The organism is Klebsiella sp. 141251, assembly GCF_050600725.1.
Taxonomy (GTDB): Bacteria; Pseudomonadota; Gammaproteobacteria; order Enterobacterales; family Enterobacteriaceae; genus Klebsiella; species Klebsiella aerogenes.
Map to the genome: position 1 here is coordinate 114,334 of NZ_JAQIRG010000009.1, position 20,630 is coordinate 134,963.

Below are 20,630 nucleotides of genomic sequence, written 5' to 3' on the forward strand. Positions count from 1 at the left end.
TTACCTAATATCGATAAACCCTCTTGCCAGGGTTGCGACAAATGACAGGCCAACAGAGCCTGAACAACACAGACAGGTACAACAGGAAGAAAATCACATGGTAGATCAGGTCAAAGTCGTTGCCGACGAGCAGGAGACGACTGAACAATCGCTACGGCGAAATCTCACTAACCGGCATATTCAGCTTATTGCTATCGGCGGGGCGATCGGCACCGGGCTGTTTATGGGGTCAGGCAAGACCATCAGTCTCGCCGGGCCATCCATTATTTTTGTTTATATGATCATCGGTTTTATGCTGTTCTTCGTCATGCGCGCCATGGGCGAATTACTGCTGTCGAACCTCGAATATAAATCATTCAGTGACTTCGCCTCCGACCTGTTAGGGCCGTGGGCGGGGTATTTTACCGGCTGGACCTACTGGTTCTGCTGGGTGGTCACCGGGATGGCGGACGTTGTCGCCATCACCGCCTACGCGCAGTTCTGGTTCCCCGGACTTTCTGACTGGGTCGCTTCGTTAGCGGTTATCCTGCTGCTGCTGGGCCTGAACCTCGCAACCGTGAAGATGTTTGGCGAAATGGAGTTCTGGTTCGCGATGATCAAAATCGTCGCCATCGTGGCGCTGATTGTGGTCGGCCTGGTGATGGTGATGATGCACTTTAAATCGCCGACCGGCGTCGAAGCCTCATTCGCGCATCTGTGGAATGACGGCGGCTGGTTCCCGAAAGGCCTCAGCGGTTTCTTTGCCGGCTTCCAGATAGCGGTATTCGCCTTCGTGGGTATTGAGCTGGTTGGTACCACCGCGGCGGAAACCAAGGACCCGGAAAAATCGCTGCCGCGGGCGATCAACTCCATCCCGCTGCGTATCATTATGTTCTACGTCTTCGCGCTGATTGTGATTATGTCGGTGACGCCGTGGAGCTCCGTCGTGCCGAGCAAGAGTCCGTTCGTTGAACTGTTTGTTCTGGTTGGTCTGCCGGCTGCCGCCAGCCTGATCAACTTCGTGGTACTGACTTCCGCCGCCTCTTCCGCTAACAGCGGAGTGTTCTCCACTAGCCGTATGCTATTCGGTCTGGCGCAGGAAGGTCAGGCGCCGAAAATGTTCGCCAAGCTGTCGAAGCGCGCGGTGCCGGCGAAGGGCTTAACCTTCTCCTGCATGTGCCTGCTGGGCGGCGTGGTAATGCTGATGGTCAACCCGAGCGTGATTGCCGCGTTCACCATGATCACCACGGTGTCGGCGATTCTGTTCATGTTCGTCTGGACCATTATCCTCTGCTCTTATCTGGTCTATCGTAAAAAGCGTCCGCAGCTGCACGAGAAGTCCATCTATAAGATGCCGCTGGGTAAAGTGATGTGCTGGGTGTGCATGGCCTTCTTCGTCTTCGTACTGGTGCTGTTGACGCTGGAAGATGATACCCGCGAAGCGCTGATGGTCACCCCGCTGTGGTTTGTTCTGCTGGGCGCGGGCTGGCTGTTTGCCGGTAAAAAACGTCTGGCGAAATAAAAAAGGCCACCCGGAGTGGCCAATAAACTGACAATGTCGAGAGGGCGCCTGCGGGCGCCTTTTTTTATGATTTTCCGGCGAGGGCACGCGGGAACAGCACGTTATTTTCCAGACTGATGTGCTCCATCAGGTCGTCAATCATCTCGTTAATGCCGTTGTACATCGCTTTCCAGGTAGTGCAGGCTTCCGGCGGCGGCGTCACGTTATGGGTGATGTGCTTGATCACTTCCAGCAGTTCGCCCGCTTCGTCATGCTCGCTTTCCATTACGCTGATAGGACCACCGGCCTGAGCGCCCATGCCCTGCTTGATCATCGGGAACAGGATCTGCTCCTCTTTCATCATGTGGCTGGAGAGTTCCTGGTGCAGCATGGTCAGATATTTGGTTAGCCCTTTTGGCACGTTCGGTTTATCGGCGTGGACGCGTTCAACCTTGGTTGCCTGCAGGATCAATTCCGGCAGCTGTTCGCGGTGGCGATCATGATAGCGAACGATGATGTGGTCGATGATGTCGGCGAACGGCGCGGCGCGCCAGTCGCGCTCGACCGGTTGCTCGGCCAGTTTCGCCAGCTCGGCTTCAATCGCCGCAACATCCAGCGCTTTGCGCGTCGCCGCGCGCTCCAGGGTTTGTTTGCCGCCGCAGCAGTAATCCATATCGTATTGACGGAACAGTGCGGAGGCGCGCGGGATGCTCAGCGCCAGCTCGCCCAAAGGTTGGTCACGGAAAGCCATAGCAATTACCTCGTCATCAAAAATATAAGATGCATATTAAATGCATCTTATATCGATGGGAATACCCCTTTGGGATACCAGGCTATTTTTTTGGCTCAACGCGCAGTTCCTGCAGGACCGGTTTATCCGGGCGGGCGCGAACCGCCGACACCACGCCGAGCACCAGCAGCAGGATACCGCTGAGCGTCAGCAGCGGCGGCAGGCTCTGGCGGAGAAGGAAGGTGTACAGCAAACCGGCCAGCGTCTCGAAGACGATCAGCGGCCCGAGGATCACCGTCGGCAGACGCTGGCTGGCAATATTCCAGCACAGTGCGCCGACCCATGAACAGAGTACGGCGATCGCCAGCATCAGGACGATGAACACCGCCGGGCGCGGGCCGAAGGGGAGCGGGAAGTCGATATGCTGGCTCTGCAGCCACACGCAGGCGGCGATATAACCGACCAGCGAGACCGGAAGGGTGACCAACGCCTGCGCGGTAGCCCACATCATTGGCGGCTTATCCGGGTTTTCACGCAGCCAACGAGCGTTGCGCAGGGCATACCACGCCCAGCAGACGACGGAGATCAGCGCGAGAAGAATGCCCGAACCATAGCGCCACGGGCTGAAATCAGGAAGCCCGTGCTGCAGCTCCGCTACGTTGACGCATACCAGCCCCAGCGCAATACAGATTAGCGCCGGAAATAGCCGCCGCCACGGCAGCTTGCCATCACGCTGGCTATAAAGCAGGTTGGCGCACACCGGCAGTACCACCGGCAGGGTGCCGATAATCATCGTCGATACCGGCGCGCCGGTGCGCTGAATGGCGCTGGCCAGACAGAAGTAATAAATCAGGTTCCCCATCATGGTCAGCGCCAGCGCGGTCCACCAGTCCTTGCCGTTCAGCTGGCGTAGACGCGCGCGGCCGAGCCACGCCAGCGGCAGGGCGATAAGTCCCAGCGCCAGATAGCGCCCCATCGACTGCAGCACCGCCGGGTATTCCGGCACCAGCAACGGGCCGACGAAAATCAGCCCCCACATTAACCCCGCCAGCAGGGCATACAACACGCCGCTAATCATGATGACATCCATCTTCAGTTTGCTTGCGCCAAGTGTAGAAGGGCGTGGGGGAAAGAATATTGTATGAGATTGCGCTTTAGCGCCCGGCGACCTGCTTTTGATAACGCACCGGCGTAATGCCGTAGCGGCGGGTGAAGGCGCGGGTTAAGTGCGATTGGTCGGTTAACCCGGCGGCGATGGCCACTTCGGCGGCGGGCATGCCGTGGGTCAAAAACGCCTTGGCGCGCCACAGGCGAATCGCCATCAGCATCTGGTGCGGGGTAACGTGAAAGTGGGCTTTAAACTGGCGCTGGAAGTGATAGGGGCTGAGCGCCGCGACCTGCGCCAGTTCATCAAGGCTGACGGCACGCATATAGTTATCGTGCAGGTAGTCGCGTACCCGATCGAAGCGATGCGCCGCTTCCGGCGCCATTGGCGAATGGTGAGCCAGCGGGCGGAAGGTATCAACCAGGTCGAGCAGTATCCCCTGCTGCGCCAGCGGATCGTCTGCGTGCCACAGGCCGTAAATCAGTTGGCCGATTTGCCGGGCGCGCTGCGGCTCCTGGCGCACGACCTCGCTGAACCACCAGTGGCGAACGCCGGTGAAGGCCTCCAGCCGATCCGGCTCCAGATAAATCATCCGGTAGCGCCAGCCTTCGGCGGTTTCCGCCTCGCCGGTATGGAGCTCATCCGGATTCATGGTGACGATGGAATTGGCTGAGGCGACGTGCTGACTACCGCGATAGCGAAAGCGTTCGGCGCCTTGTTCAATCACGCCGATGCCGAAGGCTTCGTGAGTATGCGGTTCAAAGGCATAGCGGGAAATATGGGCGTGATAGAGCTCAACGCCGGGGAGTTGTTCGAGATGGCGAAAGCGCGCGTGGTCTTTTTCATCGCTAAATTGTGGTGGTACGCCCTGCATGCCGTGTCTCCCGACGATTCATCCCTTCAATATTAGAGATGAAGCGCCGGGAAGCAACCGCAAAAACTGACAGGGAGCGATTAGATGATGCCTTTCACGCTATCGGCAAGCGACGTGGTCGGGCGGCCAATCAGTTTGCTCAGGGTGCGGCTGTCGTCAAATAGTCCGCCTTTCGACGCGCCGGTATCGGAATCCGCCAGCATATCGGCAAGCCCGGCCGGTAGGCCGACGTTTTTCAGCGCGGCGGCGAAATCGGCTTCGCTGAGGTTTTGATAAACCACATTTTTCCCGCTTTGCTTGCTCAGCTCGGCAGCCAGTTCGCTCAGGGTCCAGGCGTTATCTCCCGCCAGTTCGTAAACTTTCCCGGCATGGCCCTCACCGGCGATAACGTGAGCGGCGGCGGCGGCATAATCGGCACGGGTGGCGGAGGCGATTTTACCTTCGCCGGCGGCGCCGATAAACACGCCGTGTTCCAGCGCTGGCGGCGCGCTGGCCAAATAGTTTTCGGTATACCAGCCGTTGCGCAGCAGCGCGTAAGGAATACCGGAATCGGCCAGCATTTGTTCGGTTTCGATATGTTCACCGGCCAGGCCCAGCTGTGAGGTATCGGCATGCAGCAGGCTGGTATAGGCGATAAATTTCACCCCAGCGGCTTTAGCGGCGTTAATGACGTTACGGTGCTGAACGGCGCGCTGGCCGACTTCGCTTGAAGAGATTAATAACAGTTTATCAACCCCTTGCAGCGCGGCGGTAAGCGCGGCTTCATCGCCGTACTCGGCCTGGCGCACGACGACGCCCTGCTGGCTGAGCGCTTGCGCCTTTGCCGGGTTGCGGACAATCGCCACAATCTGGCTGGCGGGAACGGTTTTTAACAGATCATGCAGTACGTGCTGGCCAAGCTGGCCGGTAGCGCCGGTAATCGCGATCATAGGTCTTCTCCTTCGTGTTCATTGGCAGTTGTGGTAAGCTAACACCTTAACTAACTTTTAGTAAGTACGTACAAAAAGGTAAGTATAAAATGGCCGAACCGACGCTGAGCGACAAACTGCGCAGCGGGAATCTGTTTGCTGAACAGTGCCCGTCGCGTGATGTGCTAAAACACGTGACCAGCCGCTGGGGCGTGTTGATTCTGGTGGCGCTACGCGAGGGGACCCACCGCTTTAGCGATCTGCGGCGCAAAATGGGCGGCGTCAGTGAAAAGATGCTGGCGCAGTCCTTACAGGCGTTGGAACAGGATGGCTTTATCGACCGTGTTTCATATCCGGTGGTGCCGCCGCATGTTGAATATAGCCTGACGCCGCTCGGCCTGCAGGTGAGCGAGAAGGTGGCCGCGCTGGCGGACTGGATCGAGCTGAATCTCCCCGCGGTGCTGGCTAACCACGGGGAGTGAAAATGTATCCCGGGCTACCAGCCAGCTCCGCTTTGTAGCCCCGGTAAGCGTAGCGTCACCGGGGAACTGTACCCGGATAGCGGCTGGCGCCTTATCCGGGCTACCAGTCAGCTCCGCTTTGTAGCCCCGGTAAGCACAGCGCCACCGGGGTACCCGGTGTTATCGGTTTGCAACTGTTTTGGTCCGGGAAAAACCGTTGTTTTGTATTCATTCAGAGCACATTGCGCTCCCGAACTGTCTCCTGCGTTATGTTTCTCATGGCGCGGGGAGCGCACAGAGGGCGGCCAGTCGCCGCCGCCCTCTGTACTCCCGGGCTCTGGCCGCCAAAATCGCCACTTCGTGGTGCCTTCGACTTATCCCGGCAGGCTCCGGGTCGGGCCGAGGCAGCGTCCGTGCAAAACACGGCCCTCAGCCCGCATCCATGCGGGCTGCCCCGGCCTTCCGGGAACGTCTCAGCGATTTTGAGGCCACCAACACCGGCAGTTTCAGCCAGCATGGTGAATAAATTAACGGCAGGCCGTACGGGTTGTACCGGATAGCGGCTGGCGCCTTATCCGGGCTACCAGCCAGCTTCGCTTTGTAGCCCCGGTAAGCGCAGCGTCACCGGGGAGCTGTACCCGGATAGCGGCTGGCGCCTTATCCGGGCTACCGGCCAGCTTCGCTTTGTAGCCCCGGTAAGCGCAGCGCCACCGGGTAGCTATACCCGGATAGCGGCTTACGCCTTATCCGGGCTACCGGCCAGCTTCGCTTTGTAGCCCCGGTAAGCGCAGCGCCACCGGGGAACAGGTATTACTGACTCAAATCCAGCTGATAAATAGCGAAGCCGATATCATCGGTCGCTACCTGCCGCATCGGATACTGCGCTTTCTCTTTGATAAACGCCGCGGCTTTGTCGCCTGGCGAGGTCTCAAAGCGAATATCCAGCGGCGTTTTGCTGAGGATCGGCGCCAGCCGCCAGTTGTTATCCGCCGCCGGATGGATCGCGCCATCTTTCTTCGACTGCGCGCCAATCCACGCCGCCAGCACCGAACGGTTTTCGTCCGGGGAGGCAAAAGCGATATGGCTGTCGCCGGTACCGGCGAATTTGCCGCCGTAGGCGCGATAGTTATTGGTGGCGACCAGGAAGGTGGCCTGCGGATCGATAGGCTTACCGTTAAAGGTCAGGTCTTTGATGCGCTCTGACTGCGGGTGAATCATCTGGCACTCGCCGTCGTAGCGCGCCGGTTGACTCACGTCGATCTGATAGTTTACGCCGTCAATCACGTCGAAGTTATAGGTGCGGAACCCGTCCCAGTTAATCAGCGACTGTGGTTTGCTGCTGGCGGTGTCAATCTGATTAAACTGCCCGGCGGAGCATTCGAGCCACTCCTTGACCTCTTTACCGCTTACCTTCATCACCACCAGCGTGTTCGGGTAGAGATAGAGGTCGGCGGCGTTACGGAAGGTGAGCTGGCCTTTTTCCACTTCGACAAAGCTTGCCGGATCGTTTTTACGTCCGCCGACTTTAAACGGCGCGGCGGCGGAAAGCACCGGCAGCTTCGCCAGATCCGGATCGCCCTGGATGTAGTGTTCGACATAGGCCTTTTGCGCCATGTTGACCACCTGCACCGTTGGGTCGTCCTGCACCAGCGCCAGGTAGCTGTACATGTTGTCGGCGGACTTGCCGATAGGCTTGCTGACGAATTCGCGAGTGGCGTCGTGATCGGCTTTCAGCACCGCCACCATTTTACTATCTTCCGCCGCCAGCGACTTTTTCGCCACCGGGTCGTAAATAGGCCGCGCTTCGGCTTTGGCCTGCGTTACTTGCCATTTGCCGCTGTCGTTATTCAGCACCAAATCGACCACCCCGAGATGATCGCCCCACATTCCCGGCATCACCGCCGGAATACCGTTTAGCGTACCTTTGGCGATATCCGCGCCTTTAATGGTAGCGAAGTCTTTACCGGGGAACACCGCGTGGGCGTGGCCGAACATAATGGCGTCAACGCCCGGCACCTGGCTTAAGTAGTAGACCGAGTTTTCCGCCATCGCCTGATAGGGGTCGGCGGAGAGGCCGGAATGCGCAACCACGACCACCACATCAGCGCCTTTCGCGCGCATCTCCGGCACGTACTTACGCGCGGTTTCAGTGATGTCGTTGACCTTCACCTTGCCGTTGAGGTTGGCTTTATCCCAGGTCATGATCTGCGGCGGCACAAAACCGATATAGCCGATGCGCAGTGTATGGGATTGACCATCGCTATCCTGAACCTGGGTATCCTGAATCAGGTAGGGCGTAAACATTGGTTTGCCGGTTTTGAGATCGATAATGTTGGCGTTAACGTAGGGGAATTTCGCTCCGGCCAGCGCCTTGTGCAGGAAGTCGAGACCGTAGTTGAATTCATGGTTGCCCAGGTTGCCGACGGCGTAATTCAGAGTGTTCATCGCCTTATAAACCGGGTGCACATCCCCCTCTTTGAGTCCTTTTGCCGCCATATAGTCGCCCAGTGGGCTACCCTGAATAACATCGCCGTTATCCACCAGCACGCTGTTTTTCGCTTCCGCGCGGGCTTTTTCAATCAGGCTGGCGGTTCTGACCAGGCCGAATTTTTCCGTCGCGGCATCTTTGTAGTAATCGAAATCCATCATATTGCTGTGCAGATCGGTGGTTTCCATGATCCGCAGGTCGACCGTCGCCGCGTTGACGCTGGCCGCCACCAGCGTGGCCAGCAGCGTTGCGCTAAACTTAATCATCAGAGGCGTCCTTTTTTATGAGCAATGGCACAAAAGAAAATGTATTTACATTCTGTTGCTTACAGAATTGTGAATTCTGCCAGAAAAGCGTGAATGGAAACCGCTAGTGTTATCACAGATAGCGGAACTGGTGATGATGCGATATAAATAAAACAACGAGTTAACGCCACTGTAACCAGAAGAGGTGGAGAATGTTAGAACAAGTATGTCAGCTTGCACGGACCGCGGGCGATGCCATCATGGATGTCTACGATGGGAACCAGCCGATGGATGTGAGCAGCAAAAAGGATGATTCTCCCGTTACCGCGGCGGATATCGCCGCGCATAAAGTCATTGTCAGCGGCCTGCAGGCGCTGGATGCAGCAATCCCCATCCTGTCGGAAGAAGATCCGCCGGCGTGGGAAGTGCGGCAGCACTGGCAGCGCTACTGGCTGGTGGACCCGCTGGACGGCACCAAAGAATTTATTAAGCGCAACGGTGAATTCACCGTCAATATCGCGCTGATTGAAAACGGCAAACCGACGCTGGGCGTGGTGTACGCGCCGGTGATGAAAGTGATGTACAGCGCGCAAAATGGCAAGGCGTGGAAAGAAGAGTGCGGCGTGCGCAAGCAGATTCAGGTTCGCGATGCTCGCCCGCCGCTGGTGGTGATTAGCCGCTCCCACGGTAATGACCCGGAACTGCAGGAGTATCTGGAGCAACTGGGCGAGCACCAGACCACCTCAATCGGTTCGTCGCTGAAATTCTGCCTGGTGGCGGAAGGTCAGGCGCAGCTCTATCCGCGCTTCGGGCCGACCAGCACCTGGGATACCGCCGCCGGTCATGCGGTCGCGGTAGCCGCCGGGGCGCACGTTCACGACTGGCAGGGTAAAACCCTCGACTACACGCCGCGTGAATCCTTCCTCAACCCCGGCTTCCGCGTCTCTATTTATTAAGCAACTTATGCAGCAGGTCGACGACCTGCTGTACCTCTTGCTGGGTCAGCGCGCCGTCTTTTGCCCACTGAACGCGTCCGTCTTTGTCTAACACCACAATCGCCGAACTGCCTTCATCGAGCTGCCAGGCTTTGCGTGCGAGACCGTTGCTGTCGACGATAAACTGCGACCACGGATAGAGCTGTTTATTGCTCTCAATGCTGCTGCGCACGAACATTCCGGAACCGGGGATCGCGTCATCGGTATTGACGATGGTGGTGGTCTGGTAGCGGTCGTGCGGCAGGCCAGCCGCCTTAATCGCCTCAATCAGATTGGCATTCTTCTCTTTTGCCGAGGTGCGCCCGGCAATATGCTGGATGACGCGCACTTTTCCCGCCAGCTGCGAGCTATTCCAGTTTTTGTAGCTAAACTTATCGTTACTCAGTACCAGTTCTCCGCGGTCGGCGATGCCTACCGGCGCGACGCGTTGACCGTCGACAAAATTATGTGCCGAAGCCATTAACGGCAACAGGAGGGCGGAAACCGCCAGCAACTTACGTAGGGTCATGAGATATCCTTTTTTATATGCAGGTGATCCGACCACTTGGTCTTGTTTAATGATAAGTGCGAATTGTCGCCATTACCCGCAAGCGTGATGCCAGTTTGCGTGCTAACGCACACATTCAATAAAAAACGGAAACTTATACTAACAACTACGTATGCCTGAAACGAAAATTCTGAATTATTGTCATCAAAGGGTAAAAAAACTTCTACAGACTGGGTGACTTCGGAAATCTGGACTATAGTTTTAGGGCATTAAAATTTGCGCTCCCGATACGCGGGCTAACTGTGGCACCGCAGGAGCGTAACCCTGGCAGGAGACAACAATGAAAATTTTCCAACGCTACAATCCGCTACAAGTGGCGAAGTACGTGAAGATCCTGTTTCGTGGACGGTTGTACATCAAGGACGTTGGCGCTTTTGAATTTGATAAGGGCAAAATCCTTATCCCGAAGGTTAAGGACAAGCTGCACTTCTCAGTGATGTCCGAGGTCAATCGTCAGGTTATGCGTCTGCAAACAGAGACCGCATAACGTGGTATGACGGCACGAAAAAAAACGGCTCCCGATGGGAGCCGTTGATGTTTTCAGGGCCGCTTACGCCGCACCTTTCTCTTTTTTCGCCGCGTCTTCGACATCAGGCAGTTTCGGTACCAGCACCGTTGGTTTGTTATCGATACGGGTGACCAGCAGCTGGTCGATACGGTAGTTATCGATATCCACCACTTCAAACTTGTAGCCGGAGAACTTCACCGCATCGGTGCGTTTCGGGATCTTGCGCAGCATAAACATCATAAAGCCGCCGATAGTCTCGTAATTATCGGACTGCGGGAACTCATCGATATCGAGCACGCGCATTACGTCATCGATTGGCGTACCGCCGTCAATCAGCCATGAGTTCTCATCGCGGGCGACAATTTGTTCTTCCAGCCCCTGGCCGACCAGGTCGCCCATCAGGGTGGTCATGACGTCGTTGAGGGTGATGATCCCTACCACCAGCGCGTATTCGTTCATGATCACCGCGAAGTCTTCGCCGGCGGTTTTAAAGCTTTCCAGCGCTTCAGAGAGCGTCAGGGTATCCGGCACGATCAGCGTATTGCGGATCTGCACGCCGCCGGTTAACACCAGGCTCTGGTTTGCCAGCACGCGGTTCAGCAGGTCTTTGGAATCGACGTAGCCGATGATGTGATCGATATCTTCGTTACACACCAGGAACTTGGAGTGCGGATGCTCCGCCACTTTATTCTTCAGGCTCTGCTCGTCTTCGTGCAGATCGAACCAGATCACGTTTTCGCGCGGCGTCATTGAAGAGGGAACGGTACGGGATTCCAGCTCAAAGACGTTTTCAATTAATTCGTGTTCCTGTTTACGCAGCACCCCGGCCAGCGCGCCGGCCTCCACCACCGCGTAGATATCATCGGAGGTGATGTCGTCTTTACGCACCATCGGGATTTTAAACAGACGGAAGATGTTGTTCGCCATGCCGTTAAACAGCCACACCAGCGGGCGGAAGACCAGTAAACAGAAGCGCATCGGGTTGATGATGCGCAAAGCCACGGCTTCTGGCGCAATCATACCGATGCGTTTCGGCGTCAGGTCAGCAAACAGGATGAACAAGCTGGTGACCAGGGTGAAGGAGAAAATAAAGCTCAGCTGCTCGGAAAGCTCCGGCGACATGTAGCGGCTCAGCACGCTGTGGAAAGCAGGGGAAAAGGCGGCGTCGCCGACGATACCACCCAGAATGGCCACGGCGTTGAGGCCGATCTGCACGACGGTGAAGAAGGTGCCGGGGTTTTCCTGCATTTTGAGAACGCGCTGCGCGTTCACATTGCCTTCATCAGCCAGCAATTTGAGTTTGATTTTACGCGATGCGGCCAGTGAGATTTCAGAGATCGAAAAAAACGCACTGACGGCAATAAGGAAAAGTATTACTAAAATACTGTTTAACATATCTTTTCTGACCGTTGAGGCCAGATCCTCGGAAGGGAAGTGGATAACTCTTTTAATGTGGAATACATAAAAAACCGGTCCGAAGGCGCTGGACCGGCTATGACACAGCGTAGTATAGCGTAAATGTCTGTAAAGCCACCAGAGCGATAATTATTCGCGCCAGCGGCCTTATTCTTCAGGATTACGCCTGCGGGGGGAGGCAAACGCCAATCCCGCCGATACCGCAGTAGCCGTACGGGTTTTTGTGCAGGTACTGCTGATGATCGTCCTCGGCGTAGTAGAACGGTTTTGCCGTGGCGATCTCGGTGGTGATCTCGCGGGTATCGTTGGCGTCGCGCATCGCCTTCTGGAAGCGCTCCAGACTAGCCTGCGCCGCTTCAAGCTGCTCCGGCGTCAGCGGGTAGATAGCCGAACGGTACTGCGTGCCGTGGTCGTTACCCTGCTGCATCCCTTGCGCCGGGTCGTGATTCTCCCAGAAAACCTGCAGCAGCTGCTCATAGCTGATGACCTGCGGGTCATATACCACGCGCACCGCTTCCGCGTGCCCGGTCTCGCCGCTGCACACTTCACGATAGGTCGGGTTTGGCGTGTAACCGCCGGTATAGCCCGCCGCGGTGCTGTAGACCCCCGGCAATTGCCAGAACAGACGCTCGACGCCCCAGAAGCAGCCCATCGCGAACAGCGCTACCTCCATTCCTTCAGGAACGTTGGTCATTGAGTGGCCGTTAACGGCGTGGAGCGTTGCTACCGGCATCGGCGTGTTGCGCCCCGGCAGCGCATCCGCCTGGGCGACAAGATGCGTTTTATCAAATAGACTCACGGTTGGCCTCGCAATTTGTGGTTAAGGTTGTAACGTCGCGTATCTTTTTAGACAATAAACACGCTCAATACGTCTAAATTTAAACATAAGAATTATTTGGGTTACCGTCACTTTTTCAACCCTTAGTTGTTAGGGTTTTGTTAAGCCGTGGAGCGGCACTTGCGTTTCCTTCGGGGGGAAACAAGGATATTCAGGAGAACACGTGCAACAAATCCGCCAGATATGCGTTACCAGCCTTTTGCTGGTCAGCGGGGTCGCCAGCGCAGCGAATGTGCGTTTGCAGGTTGAGGGGTTATCCGGGGAACTGGAAAAAAACGTCCGCGCCCAACTATCCACGATCCAGAGCGATGAAGTCACGCCGGACCGTCGTTTTCGCGCGCGCGTCGATGACGCCATCCGCGAGGGGCTGAAAGCGCTGGGTTACTATGAACCCACCATCGATTTCGATCTACGTCCGCCGCCCAAGAAAGGGCGCCAGGTACTGATTGCCAAAGTAACTCCCGGCGAGCCGGTGCGCATTGGCGGTACCGAGGTGATCCTGCGCGGCGGCGCGCGCACCGACCACGATTACCTGGATCTGCTGAAAACGCGTCCGGCAATTGGCACGGTGCTCAATCACAGCGACTATGACGGCTTCAAGAGCTCGCTCACCAAGGTGGCGCTGCGCAAAGGCTATTTCGATAGCGAGTTCAATAAAAGCCAGCTTGGCGTATCGCTCGATCGCCATCAGGCTTTCTGGGACATCGATTACAACAGCGGCGAGCGTTACCGCTTTGGCCCGGTAAGTTTTACCGGTTCGCAGATCCGCGAAGAGTACCTGCAAAACCTGGTGCCCTTTAAACAGGGTGATTATTACACCTCACAGGATTTGGCGGAGCTGAACCGCCGCCTGGCGGCGACCGGCTGGTTTAACTCGGTGGTCGTCGCGCCGCAGTTTGATAAATCACGTAAAACCAAGGTGCTGCCTCTGCAGGGCGTCGTTTCGCCACGCAAAGAGAACACCGTGGAAACCGGGATCGGTTATTCGACAGACGTCGGACCGCGAGTGAAAGCAACGTGGAAAAAGCCGTGGATGAACTCCTACGGCCACAGCCTGACCTCCAGCGTCAGCCTCTCCGCGCCGGAACAACAGCTCGATTTCAGCTACAAAGTCCCGCTGTTAAAAAGCCCGCTTGAGCAGTATTACCTGATGCAGGGCGGTTTTAAGCGTACCGACCTTAACGATACCAAGGCCGACTCCACCACCCTGGCGCTGTCGCGCTATTGGGAGATGTCGAGCGGCTGGCAGCGCGCGATTAACCTGCGCTGGAGTCTGGACCACTTTACCCAGGCCAACGTCACCAATACCACCATGCTGCTTTATCCCGGGGTCTCGGTAAACCGCACCCGTTCCCGCGGCGGCCTGATGCCGACCTGGGGCGATTCCCAGCGCTATTCGGTGGACTACTCCAACACCATGTGGGGCTCGGACATTAACTTTATCGTCATGCAGGCGCAGGACGTGTGGATCCGCACCCTCTATGACCGCCACCGCTTCGTGGTGCGCGGCAACCTCGGCTGGATTGAAGCCGATGACTTCAGCAAAGTCCCGCCGGATCTGCGTTTCTTCGCCGGTGGCGACCGCAGCATTCGTGGTTATAAATACAAGTCGATCTCGCCGAAAGACGACGACGGCAAGCTGATCGGTGCGTCAAAGCTGGCGACAGGCTCGCTGGAGTATCAATACAACGTCACCGGAAAATGGTGGGGCGCGGCGTTTATCGATAGCGGCGAAGCGGTGAGCGATATCCGTAAAAGCGATTTTAAAACCGGCGCGGGCGTCGGCGTGCGCTGGCAGTCGCCGGTTGGGCCGATCAAGCTGGATATCGCCCGACCCATCGGCGACAAAGAAGAACACGGTTTACAGTTTTACATCGGTCTGGGGCCTGAATTATGAGTTTATGGAAGAAGATAAGCCTCGGCGTATTACTCTTTTTAGTGCTGCTGATTGGCGCGGTCGGCTTTTTAGTCGGCACCACTACCGGTTTGCATCTGGTACTGAAAGCGGCGGACCGCTGGGTGCCGGGACTGGAGATTGGCAAGGTCACCGGCGGCTGGCGCGACCTGACCTTACAGAACGTACGCTTCGAACAGCCGGGCGTGGCGGTGACGGCCGGCCAGTTCCATCTCGGCGTCAAGTTGCGCTGTCTGTGGGATAGCAGCCTGTGCGTTAATGATATCTCGCTGCGCGATATCTACGTCGCTATCGATACCAAAAAGATGCCGCCTTCGACGCCGGTAGAGGAAGAAGATTCCGGCCCGCTGAACCTGTCGACGCCATATCCTATTACCCTCAGCCGCGTGGCGCTGCATAACGTCAATGTCAAAATCGACGACACCGCCGTTTCGCTGCGCGATTTCTCCACCGGCCTGAACTGGCAGGAGAAAAACCTGACCCTGACGCCGACTTCGCTCCAGGGCTTGCTCATCGCCCTGCCGAAGGTGGCGAAAGTGGCGCAGGAGCAGGTCGTGGAGCCGAAAATCGACCATCCGAAACCGGAAGAGAAGCCGCTCGGCGAGACGATGAAAGATCTGTTCTCGCAGCCGGTGCTGCCGGAAATGGTCGATGTGCATCTGCCGCTGAATCTTAATATTCAGGAGTTCCGCGGCGAACAGCTGCGCCTGACTGGCGACACCGATATGACCGTCTACAGCCTGCTGCTGAAGGTCAGCAGCATCGACGGGCAGATGAAGCTCGATGCGCTGGACGTCGATTCCGACCAGGGCAAGGTTACCGCTTCCGGCACCGCGCAACTGCAGGATAACTGGCCGGTCGATATCACCCTCGACAGCACGCTGAACATCGACCCGCTGAAAGGCGAGAAGGTGAAGCTGAAAGTAGGCGGCGAGCTGCGTAAAAAACTGCAGGTCGGCGTGGATTTAGCCGGCTCGGTGGCCATGACCCTGCGCGCCGAAGCGCAGCTGGCGGAAGCTGGTCTGCCGCTGAATATGGAAGTGAAAAGTAAACAGCTGTACTGGCCGTTTACCGGCGAGAAACAGTTCCAGGCGGATGATCTGCAGCTGAAATTCAGCGGCAAAATGACCGACTACACCATGGCGTTCAGTACCGCGGTCAAAGGGCAGTCGCTGCCGCCGGCTAAAATTACCCTTAATGCTAAAGGCAACGAACAGCAGGTAAATATCGATAAGCTGACCGTGGCGGCGCTGGAGGGGAAAACCGAACTGAAAGCGTTGCTCGACTGGCAGCAGGCGATCAGCTGGCGCGGTGAATTGACGCTCGATGGCATTAATACCGCCAAAGAGGTGCCGGACTGGCCGTCGAAGCTGAACGGGATTATCAAAACCCAGGGTAGCCTGTACGGCAGCAGTTGGCAGATGGCGGTTCCCGAGCTGAAAATTACCGGCAACGTGAAGCAGAATAAAGTGGATGTTCACGGTTCGCTGCAGGGTAACAGCTATATGCAGTGGAAAGTGCCGGGACTGCATCTGGCGCTTGGCCCAAACAGCGCCGATGTGAAAGGCGAGCTGGGGGTGAAAGACCTCAACCTTGACGCCACCATCGACGCGCCGCATCTCGACAATGCGCTGCCGGGGCTTGGCGGCACGGCGAAAGGTCTGCTGAAGGTGCGCGGCACCATCGACGCGCCGCAGCTGCTGGCGGATATCACCGCCCGCGCTTTACGCTGGCAGGAACTGACGGTGGCCCAGGTCAACGTCAAAGGCGACGTGAAGTCCAGCGATCAGATTGGCGGTAATCTTGACGTACGCGTCGATCGCATCAGCCAGCCGGGCGTCAACATCAGCTTGGTGCAGCTGAATGCCAAAGGTACCGAGAAGCAGCATGATTTACAGCTGCGCGTACAGGGCGAGCCGGTGTCGGGCCAGTTGACGCTGGCGGGCAGCTTCGATCGTAAAGAGGAGCGCTGGAAGGGCACCCTGAGCAATACCCGTTTCCAGACGCCGGTCGGGCCGGTAGCGCTGACGCGCAACATCGCGCTGGATTATCGTAATCAGGAACAGAAAATCAGCATCGGGCCGCACTGCTGGAGCAACCCGAACGCCGAGCTGTGCGTACCGCAGACCATTGATGCCGGCGCCAGCGGGCGCGCGGTGGTCAATCTCAACCGTTTCGATCTGGCGATGCTGAAGCCGTTTATGCCGGACGCGACCCAGGCAAGCGGCGTGTTTAGCGGTAACGCCGATGTGAGCTGGGATACTACCAAAGAGGGGCTGCCGCAGGGCAAAGTCACCCTCAGCGGGCGCAACGTCAAAGTCACCCAGACGGTCAACGACGCGCCGCTGCCGGTGGCGTTCGATACGCTTAACCTCAGCGCCGACCTGCATAACAACCGGGCGCAGTTGGGCTGGCTGATACGTCTGACCAACAACGGCCAGCTTGATGGCCAGGTGGAAGTGACCGACCCGCAGGGGCGGCGTAACCTTGGCGGCAACGTCAACATCAGCAACTTCTCGCTGGCGATGATTAACCCGATCTTCGCTCGCGGCGAGAAAGCGGAAGGCAAGCTTAATGCCCGTCTGCGTCTGGGCGGTAATCTGCAGAGCCCGCAGCTGTTTGGCCAGATGCAGTTGAGCGGCGTCGATATCGACGGCAACTTTATGCCGTTTGATATGCAGCCGAGCCAGCTGGCGATGAACTTCAACGGGACTCGCTCGACCCTGCAGGGGACGGTGAATACCAAACAGGGACAGATTGCGCTGAGCGGCAACGCCGACTGGACGCAAATCGATAACTGGCGCGCGCAGATTGCGGCGAAGGGCAGCCGGGTGCGCATTACCGTGCCGCCGATGGTCCGCCTGGATGTTTCTCCGGATGTGGTGTTTACCGCGACGCCAAGCCTGTTTAACCTCGATGGCCGCGTCGACGTACCGTGGGCGCGCATCGTCGTGAACGAGGTGCCGGAGAGCGCGGTGGGCGTCTCTTCCGATGAGGTGATGCTGGATAAAGATCTGAAACCGATTAAGCCGCAGAGCGCCGGTATTCCGATCAACAGCAACCTGACGATTCACGTCGGCAACAACGTGCGTCTGGACGCTTTCGGCCTGAAAGCGCGTCTGACCGGCGATCTGAAAGTGGCGCAGGATAAGCAGGGGCTGGGGCTCAACGGCCAGATTAATATTCCGGAAGGCCGTTTCCACGCTTACGGTCAGGACCTGATCGTGCGTAAAGGCGAGCTGCTGTTCTCCGGGCCGCCGGATCAGCCGCTGCTTAATATCGAAGCGATTCGTAACCCGGAAGCCACAGAAGACGACGTGATCGCCGGCGTTCGCGTCACCGGTTCTGCCGATCAGCCGAAGGCCGAGATCTTCTCCGACCCGGCAATGTCCCAGCAGGAAGCGCTTTCATATCTGCTGCGCGGCCAGGGTTTAGGCAGCGAACAGAGCGATAGTGCGGCGATGACCTCAATGCTTATTGGAATGGGGGTTGCACAAAGTGGTCAGGTTGTGGGTAAAATCGGCGAGACGTTTGGCGTAAGCAATTTGGCGCTGGATACCCAGGGGGTAGGCGACTCCTCCCAGGTGGTGGTCAGCGGCTATGTGCTGCCGGGTCTTCAGGTAAAATACGGCGTCGGCATCTTCGACTCTTTGGCGACGCTTACCCTGCGTTATCGCCTGATGCCTAAGCTATATATGGAAGCGGTGTCTGGCGTAGACCAGGCTCTCGATTTGCTCTATCAGTTTGAGTTTTAGCAATGCGAATATTTGTTTACGGCAGTTTACGACGCAAACAAGGCAACAGCCACTGGATGACCAACGCCCAGTTGCTGGGCGCTCATAGTGTCGACGATTATCAGCTGTACAGCCTGGGCCACTATCCAGGCGCGGTGCCGGGCGAGGGCACAGTACATGGTGAAGTGTATCGTATCGACGCATCAACGCTGGCCGAGCTGGATGCGCTGCGCACCAAGGGCGGTGAATACGCGCGCCATCTGATCCAAACGCCTTACGGCAGCGCGTGGATGTATGTCTACCAGCGCTCCGTCGAGGGGTTTGCGCAGATTGAGAGCGGAAACTGGTTGGACAGAGACCAGTAATTGAAAACGGCAACGCCACCTTCGGGTGGCGTTGTTTTTTTACCTTGTGGCCATCAGCTGTCAGCGTATATTCCTCGTTTAATCGCTATACCATTACCACAAATGAAAATGACTCTTGCCAAGCAACAGAAGGGCCGCCAGCGTGGTGAGTGCGAGAAACGACAACCGCCGTGTTAGGGTGCTGAACATTATGCTATCTCCTGTAATGGGGTGTTGGCGGCGACTCGCGTGAGGTAACCTCTTACCGCCGTTCGCAGCGCCAGCCAGTCACGTACGCTTTGTGACAAACAGCGGGCAACTGGGCCGATAAGCTCCAGGATTGCCAGCGTTCCGCTGAAGCAAAGTAGTAAGAGAGACAACATGTCCAGTGAATCGCGAAGCAACCACCAAAAATCCCTGCCTGACTTGTAGGGGTTATTTAACTCCATGCCAAGTACGAGTAAGTACAGCACCAGCGCGATGCCATAGAACAGGTTATAGAGTAGCGACATTTGCCGGTCGCCGGGATAACAGGAATGATTTTTCAGAAAAGCGCCCCCGTCGCTGACGTTGTATAACGCATGGATGTCGTTATTTTCCCGTTGGTAAACGGCGACTATCCGATCGCCGATAGCGAGAAAGGGCGGTTGACGGCGGTAAAAAAGGGGATGCAGGCCGAAATTGGCGAAACCGATCTGCCAGAAGAAAGCCAGCGGCGCAGCATCGCATTGCATCCCAACGCCGTGGTATTCCCGCGTTGGGGTTCCCGTGAACCACTTCTTAAAAATGATATTGCTAATTTTTCCCGTCCTGACGGCATAGCGTTGCGGAAGCGTTTCGGTAAAAGCCAGCGCCGCCTGACGAACGACCGGCGGCGTTGCCTGTATCGCCTGACAAAATGAGAAGTCGCCGCGGCGCGCCAAATTCATCTTCGCCAGCAGATCGCGCATATCGGGGAGGCGTTTTAACGCCGGGCGAAACAGTAGCTCACAGAGGCCAGACAGCAGCGCGATTAACGCCAGTACCGCGATAATGCCGAAGCCCATCTTTCCCCATTCTGAATCGATGTAAATGACAGGGATGAGCGTTGCGATGAGGACCAGTAGGCTAACCAACAGCAGCGGCCGGGCCCATGGCTTTGCTAATTGGTCAGGTTCAAGTAGCGTTGTGCCGTCGCTCAACCAGTGGATCCAGTAGCAACCGTTACGCAAGCGGCGGGCGCCGATGTGCAGGGGGTAGTTAAGCTGCAGGCGGTCAAAAAGCGTGGGATCGCTAAAATGGCGTTTATTGGTATAAAAGACATGCTCGCCAGCAATGAGGCGCAAATAGGTTTGCCCTTCAGAGGCTGCTGTGGTGAAACCGGAATAGTTCAGGGTGAAATAGCGAGTGCTTTTCACGGGGTACCCTCCATGGTGATATTGCGGCAATCCGTGCCGCAGTCAGGCAGGGGATGACCCTGCCTGAGACAGAATTACTTCTGTTTAGCGCGCTCGAAGGAAGCAACGATTTCAGCTTTCGCCGCTTCAGCGTTGTCCCAACCGTCGACTTTAACCCACTTGCCTTTTTCCAGATCTTTGTAGTGCTCGAAGAAGTGAGTGATCTGGGCTTTCAGCAGTTCCGGCAGGTCGTTCACATCTTTGATGTGATCGTATTCTTTGCTCAGCTTGGTGTGCGGTACCGCAACCAGCTTGGCATCTTCACCGGATTCGTCGGTCATTTTCAGTACGCCAACCGGACGGCAGCGGATAACTGAGCCTGGTTGCAGCGGGTACGGAGTCGGGACCAGCACGTCAACCGGGTCGCCGTCCAGGGACAGGGTGTGGTTGATGTAGCCGTAGTTGCACGGATAGAACATCGCAGTGGACATGAAACGGTCAACGAACAGTGCGCCGCTCTCTTTGTCAACTTCGTATTTGATTGGGTCTGCGTTAGCTGGGATTTCGATAACGACGTAGATGTCTTCCGGCAGCTCTTTGCCCGCAGGTACGTTGAGTAAGCTCATGTCTGTTTCCTTTAAAAATGTTTGGCAAACAAGTGCCCGG

At 57.0% G+C, this 20,630-nt stretch carries 17 protein-coding genes; 7 read left to right on the forward strand and 10 right to left on the reverse strand.

The window, feature by feature from the left end; translation table 11 throughout:
• Nucleotides 1-97: 97 nt before the first annotated feature.
• Nucleotides 98-1,501 (forward strand): D-serine/D-alanine/glycine transporter, encoded by a 1,404-nt coding sequence (gene cycA, locus PGR09_RS19630; protein ID WP_015368603.1) that lies wholly within the window; start codon nucleotides 98-100, stop codon nucleotides 1,499-1,501.
• 64 nt (nucleotides 1,502-1,565) lie between these two features.
• On the opposite strand, the gene ytfE is transcribed toward cycA, so the two are convergent.
• From ytfE to PGR09_RS19650, 4 genes are all read right to left on the reverse strand, one after another.
• Entirely contained in the window at nucleotides 1,566-2,231 is a 666-nt protein-coding gene (gene ytfE / locus PGR09_RS19635) for an iron-sulfur cluster repair protein YtfE (RefSeq protein ID WP_045396903.1), read from the reverse strand.
• A gap of 82 nt (nucleotides 2,232-2,313) precedes the next feature.
• On the reverse strand, nucleotides 2,314-3,288 hold the full coding sequence (locus tag PGR09_RS19640) for a DMT family transporter (protein WP_430916463.1): 975 nt from the start codon (nucleotides 3,286-3,288) through the stop codon (nucleotides 2,314-2,316).
• Nucleotides 3,289-3,364: 76 nt separating this feature from the next.
• Nucleotides 3,365-4,189: an AraC family transcriptional regulator gene (locus tag PGR09_RS19645; protein WP_032709687.1), complete on the reverse strand. Its 825-nt coding sequence runs from the start codon at nucleotides 4,187-4,189 to the stop codon at nucleotides 3,365-3,367.
• An 80-nt stretch (nucleotides 4,190-4,269) separates the two neighbouring features.
• The gene (locus tag PGR09_RS19650) at nucleotides 4,270-5,118 is read right to left on the reverse strand and encodes an SDR family oxidoreductase (protein WP_430916438.1); all 849 of its coding nucleotides are present in this window, start codon (nucleotides 5,116-5,118) and stop codon (nucleotides 4,270-4,272) included.
• An 89-nt stretch (nucleotides 5,119-5,207) separates the two neighbouring features.
• Here PGR09_RS19650 and PGR09_RS19655 point away from each other — a divergent pair, with 89 nt between their 5' ends.
• Nucleotides 5,208-5,579 carry a winged helix-turn-helix transcriptional regulator gene (locus PGR09_RS19655; RefSeq protein ID WP_430916439.1) on the forward strand — a complete coding sequence of 124 codons (372 nt, stop codon included), beginning with the start codon at nucleotides 5,208-5,210 and terminating at the stop codon, nucleotides 5,577-5,579.
• 789 nt (nucleotides 5,580-6,368) lie between these two features.
• Here PGR09_RS19655 and cpdB read toward each other — a convergent pair.
• Nucleotides 6,369-8,312: a 2',3'-cyclic-nucleotide 2'-phosphodiesterase gene (gene cpdB, locus PGR09_RS19660; RefSeq protein WP_430916440.1), complete on the reverse strand. Its 1,944-nt coding sequence runs from the start codon at nucleotides 8,310-8,312 to the stop codon at nucleotides 6,369-6,371.
• A 191-nt stretch (nucleotides 8,313-8,503) separates the two neighbouring features.
• Here cpdB and cysQ point away from each other — a divergent pair, with 191 nt between their 5' ends.
• On the forward strand, nucleotides 8,504-9,247 hold the full coding sequence (gene cysQ / locus PGR09_RS19665) for a 3'(2'),5'-bisphosphate nucleotidase CysQ (protein ID WP_015704189.1): 744 nt from the start codon (nucleotides 8,504-8,506) through the stop codon (nucleotides 9,245-9,247).
• Here cysQ and PGR09_RS19670 read toward each other — a convergent pair.
• Nucleotides 9,237-9,794 (reverse strand): YtfJ family protein, encoded by a 558-nt coding sequence (locus PGR09_RS19670; RefSeq protein ID WP_045396912.1) that lies wholly within the window; start codon nucleotides 9,792-9,794, stop codon nucleotides 9,237-9,239. The genes cysQ and PGR09_RS19670 overlap by 11 nt on opposite strands.
• Nucleotides 9,795-10,113: 319 nt before the next feature.
• Between PGR09_RS19670 and PGR09_RS19675 the strand changes: the two genes are divergently transcribed.
• Nucleotides 10,114-10,320 carry a DUF1107 domain-containing protein gene (locus PGR09_RS19675; protein WP_015368594.1) on the forward strand — a complete coding sequence of 69 codons (207 nt, stop codon included), beginning with the start codon at nucleotides 10,114-10,116 and terminating at the stop codon, nucleotides 10,318-10,320.
• A gap of 63 nt (nucleotides 10,321-10,383) precedes the next feature.
• Here the strand turns inward: PGR09_RS19675 and PGR09_RS19680 are convergent, their stop codons facing one another.
• Entirely contained in the window at nucleotides 10,384-11,736 is a 1,353-nt protein-coding gene (locus tag PGR09_RS19680; RefSeq protein ID WP_045411099.1) for a hemolysin family protein, read from the reverse strand.
• Nucleotides 11,737-11,917: 181 nt separating this feature from the next.
• Nucleotides 11,918-12,556, reverse strand: a complete 639-nt coding sequence (msrA, locus tag PGR09_RS19685; RefSeq protein WP_320482885.1) for a peptide-methionine (S)-S-oxide reductase MsrA — start codon at nucleotides 12,554-12,556, stop codon at nucleotides 11,918-11,920.
• 202 nt (nucleotides 12,557-12,758) lie between these two features.
• Between msrA and tamA the strand changes: the two genes are divergently transcribed.
• From tamA to PGR09_RS19700, 3 genes are read left to right on the forward strand one after another with little or no spacing between them, the layout of a single operon-like run.
• Complete coding sequence (gene tamA, locus PGR09_RS19690; RefSeq protein ID WP_045396922.1) at nucleotides 12,759-14,492, forward strand: autotransporter assembly complex protein TamA; 1,734 nt, start codon at nucleotides 12,759-12,761, stop codon at nucleotides 14,490-14,492.
• Entirely contained in the window at nucleotides 14,489-18,265 is a 3,777-nt protein-coding gene (gene tamB, locus PGR09_RS19695; protein WP_047078405.1) for an autotransporter assembly complex protein TamB, read from the forward strand. The genes tamA and tamB overlap by 4 nt, the downstream gene beginning before the upstream one ends.
• Nucleotides 18,266-18,267: 2 nt before the next feature.
• Nucleotides 18,268-18,609 carry a gamma-glutamylcyclotransferase family protein gene (locus tag PGR09_RS19700; protein WP_015704194.1) on the forward strand — a complete coding sequence of 114 codons (342 nt, stop codon included), beginning with the start codon at nucleotides 18,268-18,270 and terminating at the stop codon, nucleotides 18,607-18,609.
• A gap of 188 nt (nucleotides 18,610-18,797) precedes the next feature.
• On the opposite strand, the gene PGR09_RS19705 is transcribed toward PGR09_RS19700, so the two are convergent.
• Nucleotides 18,798-19,985 carry a hypothetical protein gene (locus PGR09_RS19705; protein ID WP_430916441.1) on the reverse strand — a complete coding sequence of 396 codons (1,188 nt, stop codon included), beginning with the start codon at nucleotides 19,983-19,985 and terminating at the stop codon, nucleotides 18,798-18,800.
• Nucleotides 19,986-20,059: 74 nt separating this feature from the next.
• Entirely contained in the window at nucleotides 20,060-20,590 is a 531-nt protein-coding gene (ppa, locus tag PGR09_RS19710; RefSeq protein WP_015368588.1) for an inorganic diphosphatase, read from the reverse strand.
• Nucleotides 20,591-20,630 lie beyond the last annotated feature (40 nt).

What these genes read in the sequence shown, in the direction of transcription:
- cycA (WP_015368603.1), top strand. Translation starts at nt 98, where the DNA reads ATGGTAGATCAGGTCAAAGTCGTTGCCGACGAGCAGGAGACGACTGAA.
- ytfE (WP_045396903.1), bottom strand. Translation starts at nt 2,231, where the DNA reads ATGGCTTTCCGTGACCAACCTTTGGGCGAGCTGGCGCTGAGCATCCCG.
- PGR09_RS19640 (WP_430916463.1), bottom strand. Translation starts at nt 3,288, where the DNA reads ATGATTAGCGGCGTGTTGTATGCCCTGCTGGCGGGGTTAATGTGGGGG.
- PGR09_RS19645 (WP_032709687.1), bottom strand. Translation starts at nt 4,189, where the DNA reads ATGCAGGGCGTACCACCACAATTTAGCGATGAAAAAGACCACGCGCGC.
- PGR09_RS19650 (WP_430916438.1), bottom strand. Translation starts at nt 5,118, where the DNA reads ATGATCGCGATTACCGGCGCTACCGGCCAGCTTGGCCAGCACGTACTG.
- PGR09_RS19655 (WP_430916439.1), top strand. Translation starts at nt 5,208, where the DNA reads ATGGCCGAACCGACGCTGAGCGACAAACTGCGCAGCGGGAATCTGTTT.
- cpdB (WP_430916440.1), bottom strand. Translation starts at nt 8,312, where the DNA reads ATGATTAAGTTTAGCGCAACGCTGCTGGCCACGCTGGTGGCGGCCAGC.
- cysQ (WP_015704189.1), top strand. Translation starts at nt 8,504, where the DNA reads ATGTTAGAACAAGTATGTCAGCTTGCACGGACCGCGGGCGATGCCATC.
- PGR09_RS19670 (WP_045396912.1), bottom strand. Translation starts at nt 9,794, where the DNA reads ATGACCCTACGTAAGTTGCTGGCGGTTTCCGCCCTCCTGTTGCCGTTA.
- PGR09_RS19675 (WP_015368594.1), top strand. Translation starts at nt 10,114, where the DNA reads ATGAAAATTTTCCAACGCTACAATCCGCTACAAGTGGCGAAGTACGTG.
- PGR09_RS19680 (WP_045411099.1), bottom strand. Translation starts at nt 11,736, where the DNA reads ATGTTAAACAGTATTTTAGTAATACTTTTCCTTATTGCCGTCAGTGCG.
- tamB (WP_047078405.1), top strand. Translation starts at nt 14,489, where the DNA reads ATGAGTTTATGGAAGAAGATAAGCCTCGGCGTATTACTCTTTTTAGTG.
- PGR09_RS19700 (WP_015704194.1), top strand. Translation starts at nt 18,268, where the DNA reads ATGCGAATATTTGTTTACGGCAGTTTACGACGCAAACAAGGCAACAGC.
- ppa (WP_015368588.1), bottom strand. Translation starts at nt 20,590, where the DNA reads ATGAGCTTACTCAACGTACCTGCGGGCAAAGAGCTGCCGGAAGACATC.